Source organism: Fictibacillus sp. 26RED30 (assembly GCF_015903845.1).
GTDB classification, from domain to species: Bacteria; Bacillota; Bacilli; order Bacillales; family Fictibacillaceae; genus Fictibacillus; species Fictibacillus phosphorivorans.
This window is the reverse complement of sequence record NZ_JACZDV010000001.1, coordinates 1,134,768-1,151,136: the sequence shown is the minus strand read 5'-3', so window position 1 is coordinate 1,151,136 and position 16,369 is coordinate 1,134,768. Positions and strand designations below refer to the sequence as shown.

Annotated in this window: 20 protein-coding genes; all 20 read right to left on the bottom strand. The window is 40.5% G+C overall.

Annotation, left to right across the window (positions count from 1 at the left end; translation table 11 throughout):
* Positions 1 to 8 precede the first annotated feature (8 nt).
* Positions 9 to 815: a tryptophan synthase subunit alpha gene (gene trpA / locus IHV11_RS05855; RefSeq protein ID WP_197193958.1), complete on the bottom strand. Its 807-nt coding sequence runs from the start codon at positions 813 to 815 to the stop codon at positions 9 to 11.
* Between the two features lie 2 nt (positions 816 to 817).
* Positions 818 to 2,017, bottom strand: a complete 1,200-nt coding sequence (trpB, locus tag IHV11_RS05850) for a tryptophan synthase subunit beta (RefSeq protein WP_197193957.1) — start codon at positions 2,015 to 2,017, stop codon at positions 818 to 820.
* Positions 2,014 to 2,646: a phosphoribosylanthranilate isomerase gene (locus IHV11_RS05845; RefSeq protein ID WP_197193956.1), complete on the bottom strand. Its 633-nt coding sequence runs from the start codon at positions 2,644 to 2,646 to the stop codon at positions 2,014 to 2,016. The genes trpB and IHV11_RS05845 overlap by 4 nt, the downstream gene beginning before the upstream one ends.
* Complete coding sequence (trpC, locus tag IHV11_RS05840; RefSeq protein WP_197193955.1) at positions 2,630 to 3,406, bottom strand: indole-3-glycerol phosphate synthase TrpC; 777 nt, start codon at positions 3,404 to 3,406, stop codon at positions 2,630 to 2,632. The genes IHV11_RS05845 and trpC overlap by 17 nt, the downstream gene beginning before the upstream one ends.
* Entirely contained in the window at positions 3,396 to 4,424 is a 1,029-nt protein-coding gene (trpD, locus tag IHV11_RS05835) for an anthranilate phosphoribosyltransferase (protein WP_197193954.1), read from the bottom strand. Before trpD ends, trpC begins: the two co-directional genes overlap by 11 nt.
* Positions 4,425 to 4,791: 367 nt before the next feature.
* On the bottom strand, positions 4,792 to 5,571 hold the full coding sequence (locus IHV11_RS05830; protein ID WP_197193953.1) for a CheR family methyltransferase: 780 nt from the start codon (positions 5,569 to 5,571) through the stop codon (positions 4,792 to 4,794).
* A 334-nt stretch (positions 5,572 to 5,905) separates the two neighbouring features.
* Positions 5,906 to 6,349, bottom strand: a complete 444-nt coding sequence (gene ndk, locus IHV11_RS05825) for a nucleoside-diphosphate kinase (RefSeq protein ID WP_197130658.1) — start codon at positions 6,347 to 6,349, stop codon at positions 5,906 to 5,908.
* 84 nt (positions 6,350 to 6,433) lie between these two features.
* On the bottom strand, positions 6,434 to 7,399 hold the full coding sequence (locus IHV11_RS05820) for a polyprenyl synthetase family protein (protein WP_197193952.1): 966 nt from the start codon (positions 7,397 to 7,399) through the stop codon (positions 6,434 to 6,436).
* A 22-nt stretch (positions 7,400 to 7,421) separates the two neighbouring features.
* Positions 7,422 to 8,249, bottom strand: coding sequence for a menaquinone biosynthetic enzyme MqnA/MqnD family protein (locus tag IHV11_RS05815; RefSeq protein ID WP_197193951.1), 828 nt, complete (start codon positions 8,247 to 8,249; stop codon positions 7,422 to 7,424).
* A gap of 6 nt (positions 8,250 to 8,255) precedes the next feature.
* A complete protein-coding gene (locus IHV11_RS05810; RefSeq protein WP_197130668.1) occupies positions 8,256 to 8,846 on the bottom strand; it encodes a UbiX family flavin prenyltransferase in 591 nt (196 codons plus the stop codon).
* The gene (locus IHV11_RS05805) at positions 8,843 to 9,676 is read right to left on the bottom strand and encodes a UbiA-like polyprenyltransferase (RefSeq protein WP_231620281.1); all 834 of its coding nucleotides are present in this window, start codon (positions 9,674 to 9,676) and stop codon (positions 8,843 to 8,845) included. The genes IHV11_RS05810 and IHV11_RS05805 overlap by 4 nt, the downstream gene beginning before the upstream one ends.
* Positions 9,677 to 9,722: 46 nt before the next feature.
* A complete protein-coding gene (locus tag IHV11_RS05800; RefSeq protein ID WP_197193949.1) occupies positions 9,723 to 10,427 on the bottom strand; it encodes a demethylmenaquinone methyltransferase in 705 nt (234 codons plus the stop codon).
* A gap of 4 nt (positions 10,428 to 10,431) precedes the next feature.
* On the bottom strand, positions 10,432 to 11,145 hold the full coding sequence (locus IHV11_RS05795) for a heptaprenyl diphosphate synthase component 1 (RefSeq protein WP_197193948.1): 714 nt from the start codon (positions 11,143 to 11,145) through the stop codon (positions 10,432 to 10,434).
* Positions 11,146 to 11,295: 150 nt separating this feature from the next.
* The gene (gene mtrB, locus IHV11_RS05790; RefSeq protein ID WP_188402039.1) at positions 11,296 to 11,514 is read right to left on the bottom strand and encodes a trp RNA-binding attenuation protein MtrB; all 219 of its coding nucleotides are present in this window, start codon (positions 11,512 to 11,514) and stop codon (positions 11,296 to 11,298) included.
* A 12-nt stretch (positions 11,515 to 11,526) separates the two neighbouring features.
* Positions 11,527 to 12,093 (bottom strand): GTP cyclohydrolase I FolE, encoded by a 567-nt coding sequence (gene folE, locus IHV11_RS05785; protein WP_197130680.1) that lies wholly within the window; start codon positions 12,091 to 12,093, stop codon positions 11,527 to 11,529.
* 318 nt (positions 12,094 to 12,411) lie between these two features.
* Positions 12,412 to 12,684 carry an HU family DNA-binding protein gene (locus IHV11_RS05780; protein ID WP_197130683.1) on the bottom strand — a complete coding sequence of 91 codons (273 nt, stop codon included), beginning with the start codon at positions 12,682 to 12,684 and terminating at the stop codon, positions 12,412 to 12,414.
* A gap of 378 nt (positions 12,685 to 13,062) precedes the next feature.
* Positions 13,063 to 14,541 carry a stage IV sporulation protein A gene (spoIVA, locus tag IHV11_RS05775; RefSeq protein WP_137789039.1) on the bottom strand — a complete coding sequence of 493 codons (1,479 nt, stop codon included), beginning with the start codon at positions 14,539 to 14,541 and terminating at the stop codon, positions 13,063 to 13,065.
* A 261-nt stretch (positions 14,542 to 14,802) separates the two neighbouring features.
* Positions 14,803 to 15,513, bottom strand: a complete 711-nt coding sequence (locus IHV11_RS05770; RefSeq protein WP_197130686.1) for a hypothetical protein — start codon at positions 15,511 to 15,513, stop codon at positions 14,803 to 14,805.
* 14 nt (positions 15,514 to 15,527) lie between these two features.
* Complete coding sequence (locus tag IHV11_RS05765; RefSeq protein ID WP_197130689.1) at positions 15,528 to 15,728, bottom strand: DUF2768 domain-containing protein; 201 nt, start codon at positions 15,726 to 15,728, stop codon at positions 15,528 to 15,530.
* Positions 15,729 to 15,999: 271 nt separating this feature from the next.
* Entirely contained in the window at positions 16,000 to 16,260 is a 261-nt protein-coding gene (locus IHV11_RS05760; RefSeq protein ID WP_066395705.1) for a stage VI sporulation protein F, read from the bottom strand.
* Positions 16,261 to 16,369 lie beyond the last annotated feature (109 nt).

The following is a 16,369-nucleotide window of genomic DNA, read 5'->3' as shown; positions in this document are numbered from 1 at the left end:
ACTCCTTTTTAACGACTATAGACAGGCAGCAAAGACTCAATATACGATTTAAACGTTTTAATCGCTTCCTCCCTATTCGTTAGCAGGTCACTCTCTAGTTCCTCGATCTTTTTGACGATCGCACTGCCTACGATGAACCCATCACTGCTGCCATCAAACTGCTGGATCTGTTCTCGCGTAGACAGTCCGAATCCTACTAAGACAGGAACACGGCTGTTTCGTTTCGCGGCTTTTAAGAAATCATCCAGTCCCGCTCTAAACTCACTTCTAACTCCTGTCACACCTAATGAAGAGATACAATACAAAAAGCCTTCTGCCTCTCTGCTGAGTTTTGCAAGCTTTTCTTCACGGGTTGTAGGTGAAACGAGCGAGATGAGAGCAAGGTTATGCTCTGAACACATTTCTTGTAGATATCCGCTTTCTTCATACGGCAGATCAGGCACTAAAACCCCGTCCACACCGCTGTTCTCTGCTAACTTCAGGAAACGATTTTCTCCTAATTGTAACAAAAGATTATAATAAGTAAAGATAATTACCGGAATCTTCAATCCTCTCTCACGAAGCTTAGCAACGAGCTTTACGGTTTTTTCAAGATTCATATTTTGTGCCAAACCTCGCATACCTGCCCTCTGAATGACAGGTCCATCCGCCAATGGATCTGAGTACGGAACACCTAGCTCGAGCGCATAAGCTCCACACTCTTCTAGGGCTAAGGACAGTTCGATCGTTGCTTCTTCACATGGATCTCCAGCCATGATGTACGGAGTGAAACGATAATCTGAAGAATGTTGAAAGACTTTCCATCTCTTGTTCATCTTTATTCGCCCCCTTCTTCAAATTCCATCAGAGTATGAACATCTTTGTCGCCTCTTCCTGATAAACAGACGACTACATGCTGATCTTTTCGCATTTTTTTTGCGAGCTTCAGACTATAAGCTACGGCATGAGCACTCTCTAGCGCACATAGGATTCCTTCGTTCTCACATAAAAGCTTTAAGGCCTGTAATGCTTCTTCATCTGTTACTGCTTCATACGTTACTCTTTTTGTCTCATGAAGGTAGGCGTGTTCCGGTCCTATTCCCGGATAATCGAGACCTGCTGAGATCGAGTATGGTTCTGTGATCTGTCCTTCGCTCGTTTGAAGAAGCTTCGTCAATGAACCGTGAATCACTCCATTTGAGCCTTTAGATAATGTGGCCGCATGTTGTGCCGTCTCTACACCCATCCCTGCTGCCTCTATACCGTATAGTGGAACCTCTTTCTCGATAAAGGGTGCGAACATGCCGATCGCATTACTGCCGCCTCCTACACAAGCTACAACAGCATCTGGAAGCTTCTCGTAATGAATCTCTTTAAATTGACTCTCTGTTTCATGACCGATAACTTGCTGAAATTGTTTGACCATCTTCGGATATGGATACGGTCCTACAGCAGAACCGATGAGATAAAATGTATCTTCTACCGCAGCAACCCATTCTCGGATCGCTTCATTGGTAGCATCTTTTAACGTTTGGCTGCCGCTCGTGACCTCGATCACTTCTGCACCTAACAGCTTCATGCGAAAAACATTTAGTGCTTGTCTTCTTATATCTTCTTTTCCCATATAAACTTTACAAGATAATCCGTACTTGGCTGCAACGGTCGCTGCTGCTACACCATGCTGACCCGCTCCGGTCTCAGCGATGATCTTTTTCTTTCCCATCCTTACTGCTAAGAGCGCCTGGCCGATTGCGTTATTGATCTTGTGGGCTCCTGTATGGTTCAGGTCTTCTCTCTTTAAATAGATCGATGCTCCGCCATTGTACTCACTGAGACGATCTGCTCTTGTTAAGGGAGTCGGACGGCCTGAATAGATCGCTAGTTCTTTTTGAAAAAGCTCATTAAATTCTTTATCCTGTATGGCTTCATCGAAAGCCGTCTCTAACTCTTCAAGTGCAAACATGATCGTTTCTGGGACGTATTTCCCACCGAACACACCGTATCTTCCTCTATGATCAGGTACTGTAGCTGTAGTCATCTCATTATCATCCTTTCAAGAGTTTCTATTCTTTTTAAGCTTTTTCTTCCGTTTTCTTCGATACCACCACTTAGATCGATTCCGTGCGGATGAAGTCTTATTAGTTCCGAAACATTATCTGGTCGGATTCCGCCAGCTATGAAACACGTTACTCCTATCCTCTCTGCTGTTCTCATCATGTTAGGAACTTCTTCCCAAGAAAAAGGAATACCTGTACCTCCGAACTGCCCTTTAGCTACTGAGTCTACGATAAGACTATCTGCTGCTTTTCCATATAAATCCATTTCATTTAAAACGTGTTCACTAAAAGGTAGTGCCTTATAGATTTCTTTGTTGCAATGAACTCTTATTTCCTTGAGCTGTTCAACCGTTTCAGTACCGTGACATTGGATGATGTCTATCGGAACCGTGCTGATAACTTCTTTGATTCGTTGTAGGGTTGCGTTTTGAAAAACGCCCACGAGCTTTTTAGGTTTTCCATACTTCTCAATCCAGCTGTTCACTATCGTAGGATCGACTTTTCTTTTACTTTCAGCGAATATGAACCCGATCAGATCTGCTTTTGTTCCAATGAGCAGCTTATAGTCCTCTTCAGACTGACAGCCACAATATTTAATTTGAACAGTCATGATAAAGCTCTCTGATCTTAGTTTCTATCGAGTCCGCTCTCATCAATGTTTCTCCGATCAACATTCCGTTCACTCGGTGATCGAATAGGCTTTTAACATCTGAAGCTGTTTTGATGCCACTCTCACTGATAACAAGAGTTTCTTCCTTTATAGACGAAAGAAGAGAAAATGTATGCTGGATATCTGTTGTGAACGTCTTAAGATCACGGTTGTTTATTCCGATCATCGAAGGGTTGCAAACGTCGTAAACTTGCTGGATCTCACTCTTTGAATGAACTTCGACCAAACACTCTAGCCCGCATTCTGTTGCTAGTGCATGAAGTTTCTCTAACCGTTCACTTGGTAAGCAAGCTGCAATGAGTAGAATCGCATCCGCTCCATTCTCAACGCTCTCAATGATCTGCTTTTCATCTATGATGAAATCCTTTCTTAAAAGAGGCAGCGAGACATGATTACGAATATCTTTTAAATATTGAAGGTCTCCTTGAAAGAACTCCGTGTCCGTTAAGACGGATAAGCAAGATGCGCCAGCTTTTTCATATTCAACAGCGATCTCTACAGGGTTGAAATCTTCTTTTATGATTCCTTTTGATGGTGAAGCTTTTTTCACTTCAGCGATCAACGCTGGTCTTTTAAAAGAGTTTGCAAGTGTATAAGCAAAAGGTCGATGATCTTTATCGGTAAAATCCAGTTCACCTTTCTTGAATGAAGGGAGAACGGCTATTTCTTTTTCTTTTTGTTTCAATATTTTAGTTAACATGTGCACTCGCCTCTTCCTTCGTCATTTCTTCAAGATGATAATATGCTGATTTTGATCGTAGACACTGTTTGATGATTTCCACTCCGTCTCGAATACTTGAGACTCGTTTTGATGCAAACAGAGCTGCAGCTGCATTTAGGATGACGATATTACGAGCTGATTCATTTCCTGCACCTTGTAGGATGGAACGAATGAGCTCAGCACTTTCTTGTTTGTTCTTTACCGTTAACTCACATAGATTTCCTCGGTTTAATCCTGCTTCCTCAGGTGTGTAGGTAAACGTTACAACTGTGTTGTTCTCAACTAAAAACATCCGTGTATCACCTGTGATCGAGCATTCATCCAAGCCTTCTTTACCTGTAACAATCAATGCTCTTTTGATCCCGAGCTTATTAATCACTTCGGCGAGCTTTTCAGCAACTTCCTCATTGCTTGCTCCGATCAGCTGATACGTCGGTGCCATCGGATTTAACAGTGGCCCGATACAATTGAAGATCGTTCGAAAAGGGAGTTGCCCCCTCAACGAAGCAACCTTTTTTAGTGCCGGATGAAAATATGGTGCGTGCAAGAATGCTATGTCGTGTTTATTCAGTTGCGAATTGGCTTCAAAGTGGTTACTTGACGCTTGAATGCCTAGAGCTTCTAGCACATCTGAGCTTCCACTTTTTGAAGTGACTGCTTTGTTGCCATGCTTCGCTACTTTTATCCCTAAGGAAGCGAGTATGATACTGACAGCGGTGGATATGTTAAAAGTCGATGCTCCATCACCACCGGTACCACAAGTGTCCATCAGTTCATGGTGTTGTGAGGATTCAGCCTTTCTTGAGAGCTTTCTGATCGCTTTAACAAAACCAACGATCTCATCTACCGTCTCACCGCGAAAGCTCATGATACTTAAAACAGAACTTGCTTGAGCATCTGTAACATCACCACTCGCTAATTTCTCCATAAAATAAAAAGCTTCATTTTCTGTTAATGTTTCGTGTTTCATTATTTTTTGAATGATATTTGAAATCATATGAACACCCCTTAATCGTTTTGGTTGTTTTGTCTACAATCAAAAACGTTCAAGGCGGAATTGGAAAGGATATGATCATATCTGCACCTCCGTTAAATACGGAGAATGAGGAGGATATAAGAGGTCGATCTATAAAGGAACATGTACATGCTTCTTATGAAGCATACAAAAAAGCCATGCAGAAATAACCCGCATGGCATATGTACATATCCATTCTCGGCTCTGCTCCACTCAAACTCTCTCAACTTGTCTCAACTATGCTCTAAACTCTAAACTAAAAGGCACGATTACATGTGCTCTAAACTTATCAGTTACATTAAACTATTGTAGGAAATCTGTCAACAGATTTACAGAGTTACAATTTTTTTTACTTAAGTTTTCTATAAAAGAACGGTTCTACTGATTCCAAGTCGTATAATCCAGGATTGAAGATCTGCTCGGTACTTCCCACGAATAGAACACCGCCTTTTCGAAGCGCTTTGCTGAATTTTTGATACAAAACCGTTTTTGCTTCTTCCGTAAAATAAATCATCACATTTCGGCAAACGATGAGATCAAAATCAGATTCAAAACGATCTGAAAGCAGATTCTGCTTCTTAAATGTTACTTGTTTTTTGATAGAATCTGAAACGCTTATACCAAGTTCCTCTTTTGTTGTATGTCGTGCTATTTTGTCACTCGGAACATCTTTGATCGCTTTTTCAAAATAAAACCCTTTTTTTGCTTGGTCTAACACTTGTTGATCTAGATCTGTTGCAAGTATTGAAAACCTTGATAAGCCCTTCTTATAATCGGACAACAGCATCGATAGGCTGTATGGCTCTTCTCCTGTCGAGCAGGCGGCACTCCATACTTTTAAAGATGACCTGTCTTCAACTAACAATGGAATGATTTTTTTCTCGAGCACATCCCATCGAGCAGGATTTCGGTAAAACTCAGAAACGTTAATTGTCATGCGGTCTAAAAACTCAAGAAGCAAATCTGGATTTTTTGTGAGTGCTCGAAAATAGTCTGCAAATGTTGTAAATGATCGCTTGTCTCTCAGTGCAAGCAGTCTGCGTTTCATTTGCGCTTCTTTGTACAAGGAAAGGTCTATTCCTGTTTGGTCATTAATGTTCTGTTTAAAGCTTTCATAGTCCGGGTCCATATGTCTCTCTCCAATTCCACTGCCATGCATATTTAATCTCTACACATATATATCGGAAGCTGATACGGATTTTTGCATACTAGATGAATGAACATTACAGATGGCTGGTGCATTTATATTATTATTTTATCCGTGGGAAGTTGTCGATTTTTGTAAATTATAGTCGACTTGTCATTATAATAGGTGAATTGGTGAAATTAGATTGCAAATCGGTCAAATTATTACGAAGAGAGGTAAAATTAATAATGAATCTTGGCAAACTCATAGTTAAAGGTCCTCAAAATAAAAAAACCGGCGCGGCGGCCGGTTAAAACGCTTTCATTTCCATGTAAAATTAAATCCAAACTGCAACTGCTTTATCATAAGAAACAAGTTCTTCTTCTTTGAAGAAAAGACCGATCTCACGGACAGCGCTTTCAGCAGAGTCAGAACCGTGGATGATATTGTTGCTTACTTGAACAGCATAGTCTCCGCGGATTGAACCAGGAGCCGCTTCTGATGGGTTTGTTTTGCCCATCATGTTACGAGCTGTAAGAATAACGTCCTTACCTTCCCAAACCATAGCAAATACTGGACCAGATGTAATAAACTCAACTAGTTCGCCGAAGAACGGACGCTCTTTGTGCTCACCATAATGTTCTTTTGCAAGATCTTCAGAAATGTTCATTAGTTTAGCACCAACAAGTTGAAAACCTTTCTTTTCAAAACGGGATACGATTTCTCCGATTAACGCACGTTGAACACCATCAGGTTTTACCATTAAAAACGTTTTTTCCATGCATTCCCTCTCCTATCATCTATGTATATGTGGGACAAGTTCCCCAGAGAAATCGTACCAAAAATTTTAAAAATTAGCAATCACTCAAAATTTTCGACCAGCGATATAATCTGCTACTTTTAACAAACTATCTCTGGCATCCGTTTCTGGCAAAGACTCGGCAGCCAATTTAGCGCGCTTTAAATATTTATCAGATATCTTCGTCGCGTAATCAATCCCGCCTAACTCTTTGATATCTTTTAACAGTTCAGCTAGTTGAGCAGGCTCTTTTGTTTCATAATAAGCATCCAGCTTTTCTTTCATGTTTGGATACTGATAGATCGTGTACAGCACAGGCAATGTTAAGTTTCCTTGCTTCAGATCACTGCCCGCTGGTTTTCCGAGCTGCTTTTCAGAAGCGGTAAAGTCTAAAATATCATCCGTAATCTGAAAAGCCATGCCGACAGAGAAACCAAAATCATACAGCTTCTTTTGAAGAGAGACATCCGCTTTAGAAGTAATCGCTCCAAGCTGACAGCTCAGCGCAATTAGAAGTGCGGTTTTCCGTTTGATCCGTTTGAAGTACCTTCTAATGTTTTGATCCGTATCATACTGTTCGTTGATCTGCTCGATCTCACCGAGACACATCTCTTTCATTCCTTGGGCCAAGATTTGATGCGCACGTGGTATTTCGATCTCAGTCATTAGTTTTAAGGCGGATGCGAAAATAAAATCGCCCGTATACATGGCAATCTTATTATCGTATTTTGCTTTTACTGTTTTTCTTCCACGTCTCATATCTGCATCATCCACTACATCATCATGTACGAGTGAAGCCATATGGATCAGTTCAAGAGCTGCAGCCGGCTTTTTCACTTGCTGAATGTTATACGTGCCGAACTGAGCGGAAAGCAGAACAAATACAGGGCGGATTCTCTTTCCCCCTGCTTTTAAAAGTTCAGCTCCTGCCGTATGAATCTGTGTCTGATCGGAACGAACGGATTCTACGAGCTGATCTTCAATCTGCTGCAAGTCTTTTTTTAGAAATGAGTATAAGTCCTTTAACTTCACTTTTGTTTCACCCTATCGCCCGTTACTTATACGAATATTTAATGATAGAGGGCATTGTTTTTAACAATCCGCACTCTACAGCTAGCTGAAAATAAAGGTTGAGTCCCTTTTCATGTTCGCCACTAAATTGATAATTTAATCCACTAAAATAAGAATTCCAGAACTGAAAAGTGCCTCCGTGTTCTGCTATCACTCGCTTGATGACTGGAACAAAATTTTCTTCCTGACATCTTTCTTTGCTCTCTATCATACTTCTTCCCACATACGACAATAGAGCACCTTGTTCGGTTTCCATTTCATTTCGATACGCCATCACAGCAAAGATCATAGGCAAACCTGTCTGTTGGTACCAGATCTCCCCAAGGTCGTATACATGATAAGATCCTCGCTTACGGTATGCGCTAATCGCATCGTCTCCAATCAAAAGACACGCATCATATGCGTTCAGCATCTCTTCAAAATTCGGTGTTTCTATCTGGTAAGTAACCTCAACACCATAAAAACGGTCTAAGATGATTTTTAATAGAGCGACCGATGTTTCTGAGCTAGAGGTTAAGGCGATCCTTTTACCGTTCAACTCTTCGATCTTATACTTTGAAAAAAGAAAGATAGAATTTACTTTTCCGAACGAAGAAACAGAAAGGTCTGGAACTAAGCTGTAATTCAGAGCGTTCTTTCCGTATGAAAACGAAGAGATGCCTCCGATATCGACCAGCTGTTTCTCCATTAAAGCGTTTACTCTAGATGGAACTGCCTGCGTTATAGTCGCACCTTGATCCATCAGTCTTTCTCTATCTAAATAAAAATAAAGGGGTATGATGTTCGTGTAGCTGATTTCCCCGATGTTCATAATCTATCAGTCTCCCCAGCGTGTAAACAATTCGTGATGTACGCCTAAGTTATCTAGTACTTTACCTACCAAGAAGTTCACAAGATCATCCATAGACTTCGGCAAGTGGTAAAAACCAGGCATCGCAGGAACAATCTTTCCTCCTGCTTCTGTTACTTTCAGCATGTTTTCAAGATGAATCTTATGAAGTGGTGTCTCTCTAGGCACTAATATCAGTTTTCTGCTCTCTTTTAGCATAACATCTGCCGTACGTTCTAAGAGGTTTCCTGATGCACCATGAGCGATTCCTGAAAGAGTTCCCATCGAACATGGAATGATGACCATTCCGTCGTTCTGATACGAACCGCTTGCGATCGGCGCGTTAAAGTCACGAAGGGTGTGATAATGAAAACGTTCTTTACCGTATGAAGCAAAGTTTTCTTCTATACAGCGTTCACGGTCTTCTGTATCCCATAATAACTCTTCTCTAAACACTTGCCAGCCTGCTTCAGTGACAACAAGATGTAGTTTGTGTCCGCTTTTTAATATCTCTTGAGCGAGTCTTACGCCGTAAACAGCTCCACTCGCTCCTGTAATTCCAATTGTAAAAGTTTTCATATCAACAAATCTCCTACTGAAAAGATAAACATGACCACACTCAATACACCGTTCATCGTAAAGAAAGCCACATCCAGTTTAGACAGATCATGAGGCTTAACGAGTGAGTGCTCATAGACCATGATCGCACCAGAGATGAACACACCTAAGTAGTAGATCCAGCCCATTCCTGATACAACGCCAAGTGAAACAAAAGCTATGAAACTAGCAACGTGCAGCCATCTAGCAGTCATCAGACCATTAGCGATACCAAAAGCAGATGGAATGGAATACAGACCGTGTGACTTATCATATTCAGCATCTTGTGTGGCATAGATCACATCAAAACCTGCTGTCCAAAACAATACACCAACAAATAGCAAAAAGGCTTCGGGACTAAGTGTTCCTGTTGCTCCGACCCAACCTCCGAGTGGTGCGATCGCGATCGTAACCCCTAAGACGATATGGCACAAATACGTAAAACGTTTTGTATAGGAATAGATAACAAGAAAAAAGACAGCAAGCGGCAAAAGCTTAACGGATAGAGCGTTTAATTGGTACGCACTAACGAACAACAAAGCTAGTGAGACGAGAATAAAAAGGTATACTTCGCCTCTTTTTAAAAGCTTTGCTGGTATCGCTCTTGTTTTCGTTCTAGGATTCGCTCCATCAATCTCTGAATCTATCGCACGGTTCAGTGCCATAGCAGAACTTCGTGCACCAACCATAGCAATAGTGATCCAAATCCATTCCATCAGTGACGGAACTGATCCCTCTTCAACGAGGTTTCCCATTATTGCTCCAAGAAATGCAAAGGGTAGAGCAAAGATGGTATGTTCAAATTTTATCATTTCTAAAATAATTTTAATTTTATTCCACACACTGCAACGCTCTCTTCTATTGCTGTTTTTTCCCTGTATGCATGGCAGCAGCGCCTAAAGCATACGATTTGACCTCAACATTCGACAAACCCGCTTGTTTAAAAAGTTCTTTCAGTTCTTCTTTTGTTAAAAATGCTTCTGTAGATTCTTGAAGCCATGCGTATTCCTGATAGCTTTTAGCGAACAACTTGCCGAATACAGGCATGATATACGTAAAGTAAAACTTAAAAAGCTGCTTGAACACAGGAACCGTCGGATGAGAAGTCTCGAGACAGACTACTCTCCCGCCTGGCTTTACAACGCGTGCCATCTCTTTAAGCGTCTGAAGATAATCAGGTACGTTTCTTAGGCCAAACCCGATTGTAACAAAATCAAAGCTGTTATCTTCAAACGGAAGCTCCATCGCATTGCCATGGATGAAGCTGACTCCAGGAGATCGGCGCTTCTTCAGCTTTTCAATCCCGACATTAAGCATGTTCTGACTAAAATCTAGCCCCACTACTTTCCCCGAAGTCCCAACTTCTTCGGCAAGAGCGAATGTCCATTCACCTGTTCCGCAACAAACGTCTAAACAATGGTTTCCAGGCTGTACTTTCATTCTTTTCATCGTATCTTTACGCCATTTACTATGCTGTTTAAAAGAGATCAAGTCGTTCATGTAATCATACTGATCAGAAATCTTTTCAAACACAGAGTGAACCCGTTCTTCTTTGCTCAACATCGGATTAACCCTCTCCTAACATTAAGTCATTTTTACTAGCATCTTCCATGCTGTATCCTTCTCTATGAAACAACAGAGGCATTTCAACCGCTTTATTCTTAATTTCCGTCTCACATGTTTTAAGGAAGGTCAATTGGTCTTCACTTAATCTTCTTCTCGTGTCCATATTCTGATAGCGTGACACCAGAAGGTATCTTTCAATAAAAGGTATATATGTATGAAGGCCGAGCGATTCTGCTGCTTTTGTAAAAAGAAGACTGTCGATCTTTTGTACAGCTTTTAAATATTCTACACTCGTAATAGAAAACTTGTCCCTACTCTGAATATGAAGATCTGCCTTCTGTTCGTTAATTTCTTGAACAGCACTCGACAGTTTTTGAATCAGATCTAAATTTTCACAGTGAGATAAAAGCAAGTAATATAGACTGCTAAAATAGTCGCCAGATAAAACGACTAGCTGACGTTTCTTTTTATTCTCGGTGATGTTCTCTTCTAAAATGTCATCATGACGGTCCAAAGCAGCTTGCATGAGAGTAATCGAACTAAAATACTCTGCTTCTACAGCTTCATCCAATTCAAGTTCACGCAACAGACAGTACGTGATGAATACTTTGGATTCATTAAAGACTGGAGGTTGAAGAAATCTATCCACATAACCGTGCTGCATCAATAAAAGTGTATGCTGTTTTAAACGTTGAATTTGTTCCATGGTGTTCATCAAATCCCTCCAATGACACAGCAAAATTGTGCTTTCTTATTATAACATAGTCGCCAAAATTATTAGGATTCAACCTCTTTAAAAGACATAAAGAAAACTAGGCTTATCTCTAGCCCAGCTTTTTGGCACGTATACCGCCGAAAGTAATCCTTACGATTCTGTATCTACTTCTCCGTGTTTTGTGTAGATCACTGCTTTTCCTCTAACTTTTACAGCTGAAGTATGCTCGGTAAACTGAGCGATCATCACTTCACCTTTATCAAGCTTTTCAGAATGGTGAAATCTTGTTTCTGTACCACGAGTTAAGCCGATTACGTTTACGCCGTTCTCTTTTGCTTTGATCACGAAAAAATCGAAATCTGATTTCATGAAGTTACCTCCTTAGTTTCTGATTAAACTTAGTACTTCTGCACGAGCAGCAGGATCTTTTTCAAAAACACCGCGTACCGCTGAAGTAACCGTCATAGAGCCCGGTTTTTTAACACCACGCATCGTCATGCACATATGCTCTGCTTCAATAACCACGATCACACCATGAGGTTCTAAAGTCTCGAGCAAGCTGTTCGCAATCGTCGAAGTAATTCTTTCTTGTAGTTGAGGTCGTTTTGTAACAGCTTCAACAGCTCTAGCCAGCTTGCTTAAGCCTGTTACTTTTCCTCCTTTAGGTATGTAACCGATATGCGCTTTCCCGAAGAAAGGAACAAGGTGATGCTCACACATGGAGTAGAAAGGAATGTCTTTTACAAGCACTAACTCTTCATGATCTTCGCCAAAAATAGTAGCAAAGTGCTCTTTTGGATCTTGATTTAATCCTTGGAATACTTCTTCATACATTTTCGCAACACGTTTTGGTGTATCTATTAAACCCTCTCTCTCAGGGTCTTCACCTATAGCTTCTAATATCATTTTTACAGCTAACTCAATTTTTTCTTTTTGAACTTCTGCCACGCCGGTTGTCCTCCAATTCCATTAACACAATAGAAAAATTTTAGCATAACGAAGAAAGAATAGCAAAAGGAGAAAACCCTTACGCCATGTGAGAAGCGGATCTGATCGAATAGCAAGGTTTGAATTGGATGAAGGGTGATTCTTTGAGTGAATTGTTGATGAAATTGAATTGTTGCCGATATATTTTGATTGTTGCCGATATATTCAAATTCTTGCCGATATAATCTCATTCTTGCCGATATATCTTTCCCTTCTTACATTCCATATAAAAAAGACCGTGAAAGATTCACGGTCTTTTTAAGTTGCCCTATGTATCAATTATTTAACAGCGTCCTTAAGGGCTTTCCCTGGTTTGAAAGCAGGAACTTTGCTAGCAGAGATCTCGATCTCTTGACCAGTTTGTGGGTTGCGGCCTTTACGAGCTGCACGCTCACGAACTTCAAAGTTACCAAATCCGATAAGTTGAACCTTATCACCGCCTTGTAGAGTACCAGTGATTGCTTCGAAAACAGCGTCAACTGCTTTAGATGCATCTTTCTTAGAAAGCTCAGCTTGCTCAGATACTGCATTGATTAGATCAGTCTTGTTCATTCCATTCACCTCCTCTCAAGGATATATTCACCAACATTCAACTTTTAAATCATGATTCATTTATTTATGTAAAATACAAGATTTTACTAATTATATCTGTAACAAGCCTTATATTATACGATTACATACAGAAATTCAATCTTTTTTAGGCGTTTTTCGCTATTCAACCCTTAAAATTCCTTATTTTTTGACCTTTTTTTACAAAAAATCGGCACGACCGAGGTAATAAAGTCACTCCCTTAACACAGGTCATTTGTGCTAGTAACATAACAATCAAATACTCCGAGTTAGGCTTACCCACTTCAATACCCCCATATAGAGAAGCAGAAAGAAGTTATGATCACAAAAAAAAGACTCCTGGTTATAGGAGTCCCTAAGTTATAAAATAATGGCAATCAAACCGCCTGAACCTTCATTTATAATACGTTCCAATGTCTCTTTTAATTTATATCTTGCATTCTCTGGCATGAGTGAGATCTTGCCTTGAATCCCTTCTCTTACGATAGAGTTTAGCGATCTTCCAAAGATATCAGAATTCCAGATTGATAGCGGATCTTCTTCAAAGTCTTGCATCAAGTATCTCAGCATCTCTTCACTTTGTTTTTCCGTACCAATAATCGGAGCGAACTCTGATTCTACATCTACTTTAATCATATGAATAGATGGTGCGATCGCCTTAAGTCTTACACCGAATCTAGATCCTTGACGGATGATCTCTGGCTCATCGAGGCTCATATCAGTAATCGCTGGCGCCGCTATTCCATACCCTGTTTGCTTAACCATTCGGAGAGCATCTGCCACTTGATCGTATTCAGTCTTAGCGTATGCAAATTCTTGCATCAGCTGAAGCAGGTGGTCTTTTCCTCGAATCTCGACTCCAACCACTTCTTTTAAGATCTGATCGTATAGGTAATCAGGTGCGAACAAGTCGATCTCAGCGATCCCTTGCCCCATTTCGATTCCCGCAAGTCTTGCGTCATCGATAAAATCATAATCCGCGAAGAACCCAACAACTTTATCTACATCACGCAGACGTTTGATGTCTTGAACCGTTTCTCTTACTGCTTCTTCATAGCTTTCACGCAGCCAATGGTTCTCACGTAGGACCATCACCCAGCTAGGAAGGTTAACATTGACCTCAAGCACCGGAAACTCGTATAACGCTTCTCTTAACACATTGTTAATATCATGCTCCGTCATCGCTTCAACACTCATCGCGAGTACAGGAATATCATATTTTTCACAAAGCTCGTTACGAAGTCTTTGCGTATCTGGATGGTGTGGCTGCGTGGAGTTGATCAGCATGATAAACGGCTTTCCAACTTCTTTCAGCTCTTCAACCACTCGTTCTTCTGATTCCACATAATCATATCTTGGAATCTCACCGATCGTTCCATCTGTCGTAACAACTACTCCGAGAGTGGAGTGCTCTTGAATGACTTTTCGAGTACCGATTTCTGCCGCTTCATGAAACGGAATCGGCTCATCGTACCAAGGCGTATGAATCATTCTTGGGCCGTTTTCATCTTCGTACCCTTTTGCACTTGGCACCGCATAACCTACTGAATCAACAAGACGTATGTTAACATCAAGCCCATCACCTACATTGATCTTCACAGCATTGTTTGGAACAAATTTGGGCTCAGTGGTCATAATGGTGCGTCCAGCTGCACTCTGTGGTAGTTCATCTTGAGCACGTTGGCGTTCTGCTTCATTATCAATGTTCGGCAGCACCACAAGCTCCATAAATTTCTTAATAAATGTGGACTTCCCTGTTCTTACTGCTCCTACTACACCCAAGTAGATATCTCCGCCTGTCCGTTCGGCGATATCTTTGAAAATATCGATTTTCTCCATTCGTTTCCCTCCCGATCCAAATAAAGTTCCGGATGCTAGTCTTGGACAATACATCGTATGATTTTGTCCTATTGATTATGACAAAGGAACGGAAATTTTTATTGGATCCTCGCTTTTCTCGGTTGTATAGTTCCATAAAAACGGGAGGGCGCACTATAGTGCCTACCGATGAAACTATAAAGCTTGTTTCGTTAAAAGGATTTCCAAAAAAAATCTCTCCGCCTTTTCTATGAATGTATTAGAAAAAGGGAGAGTTCATGCCTATTTTATTAAAAAAATAGGTTTATTATTTTCAACTGTATAGGGAACTGAATAGACAGGCACAAAAAACGAATGAACCGCTAATAGATGGCGTATGTCTTCGTGTTTATCTAATTCGTTCTGGTAGCTGGATATCGCTGAATTTAAATCTTTTCTATAATCTATAAAAATCTTTGCATCGCCATTGACCATCAATGGCAGTTTCTTGCCTGTAAAAGGACTCGTGACATAGGGATCTTCTTTAAAACCTAACTTCTTATAATCAAGAGTATGCCTGCCTTGTGCTTCTATCTTTTTAAATGGCGGATAGTCATGTTCAGCCATATAGATATTTAAAGCGACTTGAATATCTTGAACCTTATCTGTTAAAACAAGGTCTGCAAGCTTGACCGTCGGCTTAGTCTCTACATCGATCAACACGTACTGAAAGGTTCCACCCTTTTCAAAAGCATTACCTGGAGGTTCTTGCATATATTTTGGAACTAGTTTATTAAAGTCGATCAAGTATTTTTGATAGATATCTGTATCTGCCTCTTTTGTCTTGATCGGCAGAACACCTGTATCTTTTTGAAAACTCTCAACAGCTTGCTGAACCGCTGTAATCTGATCTTGATAAGGTACTCGATTTTGTGTTTTTCTTTCTTCCGGATATAAGCATCCTGAAAGTGTAAATAACATTAAACATAAAGGAATCCACCATTTTTTAGACATCTAGACTTCCTCCTCTACCCTTGTACAGGTCCGCTGAACACAACGATGATGATTAGAATACCTGCAACGATCATGCAGATCCAAGCGAATAACGAAACGACCGTCTGAAATATCCCTTTTAATTTCGCTCGACTAAACATGATAGAGAAAACAGCTACAAACATTAAACCGATGGCTGATAGCGCCACCCACATTTTTAACAAACCTTCACTCATATGTATCCTCCTTGTCCACAGCGTACATTATAGCATAATTCTTGGTATTTCCTTTACTTTTTCGGAAGTTGGAATTTTGTAAGGAAAGCGAGCAACCTGGAACGGAAATCAACTACCTTCAAAACATCAAAGAAACAACCAATCTAAACCAAAAAATCATACAAAAAAACACCCGGGCATGACCGGGTGTTCGACTAAATACTTCCTGTACTGAAGGAACACTCCCATGATTTAGGTGCTTTATCCACTTTATACATTTTTTAAATTCGATCTACTTACCTTCAAACATTTTAGATAATGTTGCCAAGTCAAGAGGGATGTTATTGTTAAGAACAGCTTGAACGATCTGATCTTCTTTTTGTTTTGAGACTGCTACACCAGCCATAGAAGATACTTGGGAAATCAGCATACGAATCGTGCGCTCGTCACGAAGATTTGACCCGCTTACGGATTGAGCAAGTTTAAAAATATCATCCTTTTTCACACTTGTTTTCTTCTCGATCTTATCAAAAAAGTGTTGTTCACGTTCCACCTGAAGTCCTCCTCCCACTTCCTTTTCACCCTTATCGTATGCAAGGAGATGGGAAGCGTGAAAGAAAAAAAGGCGATTGCCTAAATTTTTTTAGACAATCGCCTATTTG

What these genes read in the sequence shown, in the direction of transcription:
- IHV11_RS05830 (WP_197193953.1), bottom strand. Translation starts at nt 5,571, where the DNA reads ATGGACCCGGACTATGAAAGCTTTAAACAGAACATTAATGACCAAACA.
- IHV11_RS05770 (WP_197130686.1), bottom strand. Translation starts at nt 15,513, where the DNA reads ATGTCTAAAAAATGGTGGATTCCTTTATGTTTAATGTTATTTACACTT.
- IHV11_RS05765 (WP_197130689.1), bottom strand. Translation starts at nt 15,728, where the DNA reads ATGAGTGAAGGTTTGTTAAAAATGTGGGTGGCGCTATCAGCCATCGGT.
- IHV11_RS05795 (WP_197193948.1), bottom strand. Translation starts at nt 11,145, where the DNA reads ATGAACACCATGGAACAAATTCAACGTTTAAAACAGCATACACTTTTA.
- ndk (WP_197130658.1), bottom strand. Translation starts at nt 6,349, where the DNA reads ATGGAAAAAACGTTTTTAATGGTAAAACCTGATGGTGTTCAACGTGCG.
- trpA (WP_197193958.1), bottom strand. Translation starts at nt 815, where the DNA reads ATGAACAAGAGATGGAAAGTCTTTCAACATTCTTCAGATTATCGTTTC.
- IHV11_RS05810 (WP_197130668.1), bottom strand. Translation starts at nt 8,846, where the DNA reads ATGAAAACTTTTACAATTGGAATTACAGGAGCGAGTGGAGCTGTTTAC.
- IHV11_RS05845 (WP_197193956.1), bottom strand. Translation starts at nt 2,646, where the DNA reads ATGACTGTTCAAATTAAATATTGTGGCTGTCAGTCTGAAGAGGACTAT.
- IHV11_RS05800 (WP_197193949.1), bottom strand. Translation starts at nt 10,427, where the DNA reads ATGTTGAGCAAAGAAGAACGGGTTCACTCTGTGTTTGAAAAGATTTCT.
- IHV11_RS05805 (WP_231620281.1), bottom strand. Translation starts at nt 9,676, where the DNA reads ATGATAAAATTTGAACATACCATCTTTGCTCTACCCTTTGCATTTCTT.
- IHV11_RS05815 (WP_197193951.1), bottom strand. Translation starts at nt 8,249, where the DNA reads ATGAACATCGGGGAAATCAGCTACACGAACATCATACCCCTTTATTTT.
- trpC (WP_197193955.1), bottom strand. Translation starts at nt 3,406, where the DNA reads ATGTTAACTAAAATATTGAAACAAAAAGAAAAAGAAATAGCCGTTCTC.
- mtrB (WP_188402039.1), bottom strand. Translation starts at nt 11,514, where the DNA reads ATGAAATCAGATTTCGATTTTTTCGTGATCAAAGCAAAAGAGAACGGC.
- trpB (WP_197193957.1), bottom strand. Translation starts at nt 2,017, where the DNA reads ATGACTACAGCTACAGTACCTGATCATAGAGGAAGATACGGTGTGTTC.
- IHV11_RS05780 (WP_197130683.1), bottom strand. Translation starts at nt 12,684, where the DNA reads ATGAACAAGACTGATCTAATCAATGCAGTATCTGAGCAAGCTGAGCTT.
- trpD (WP_197193954.1), bottom strand. Translation starts at nt 4,424, where the DNA reads ATGATTTCAAATATCATTCAAAAAATAATGAAACACGAAACATTAACA.
- spoIVA (WP_137789039.1), bottom strand. Translation starts at nt 14,541, where the DNA reads ATGGAGAAAATCGATATTTTCAAAGATATCGCCGAACGGACAGGCGGA.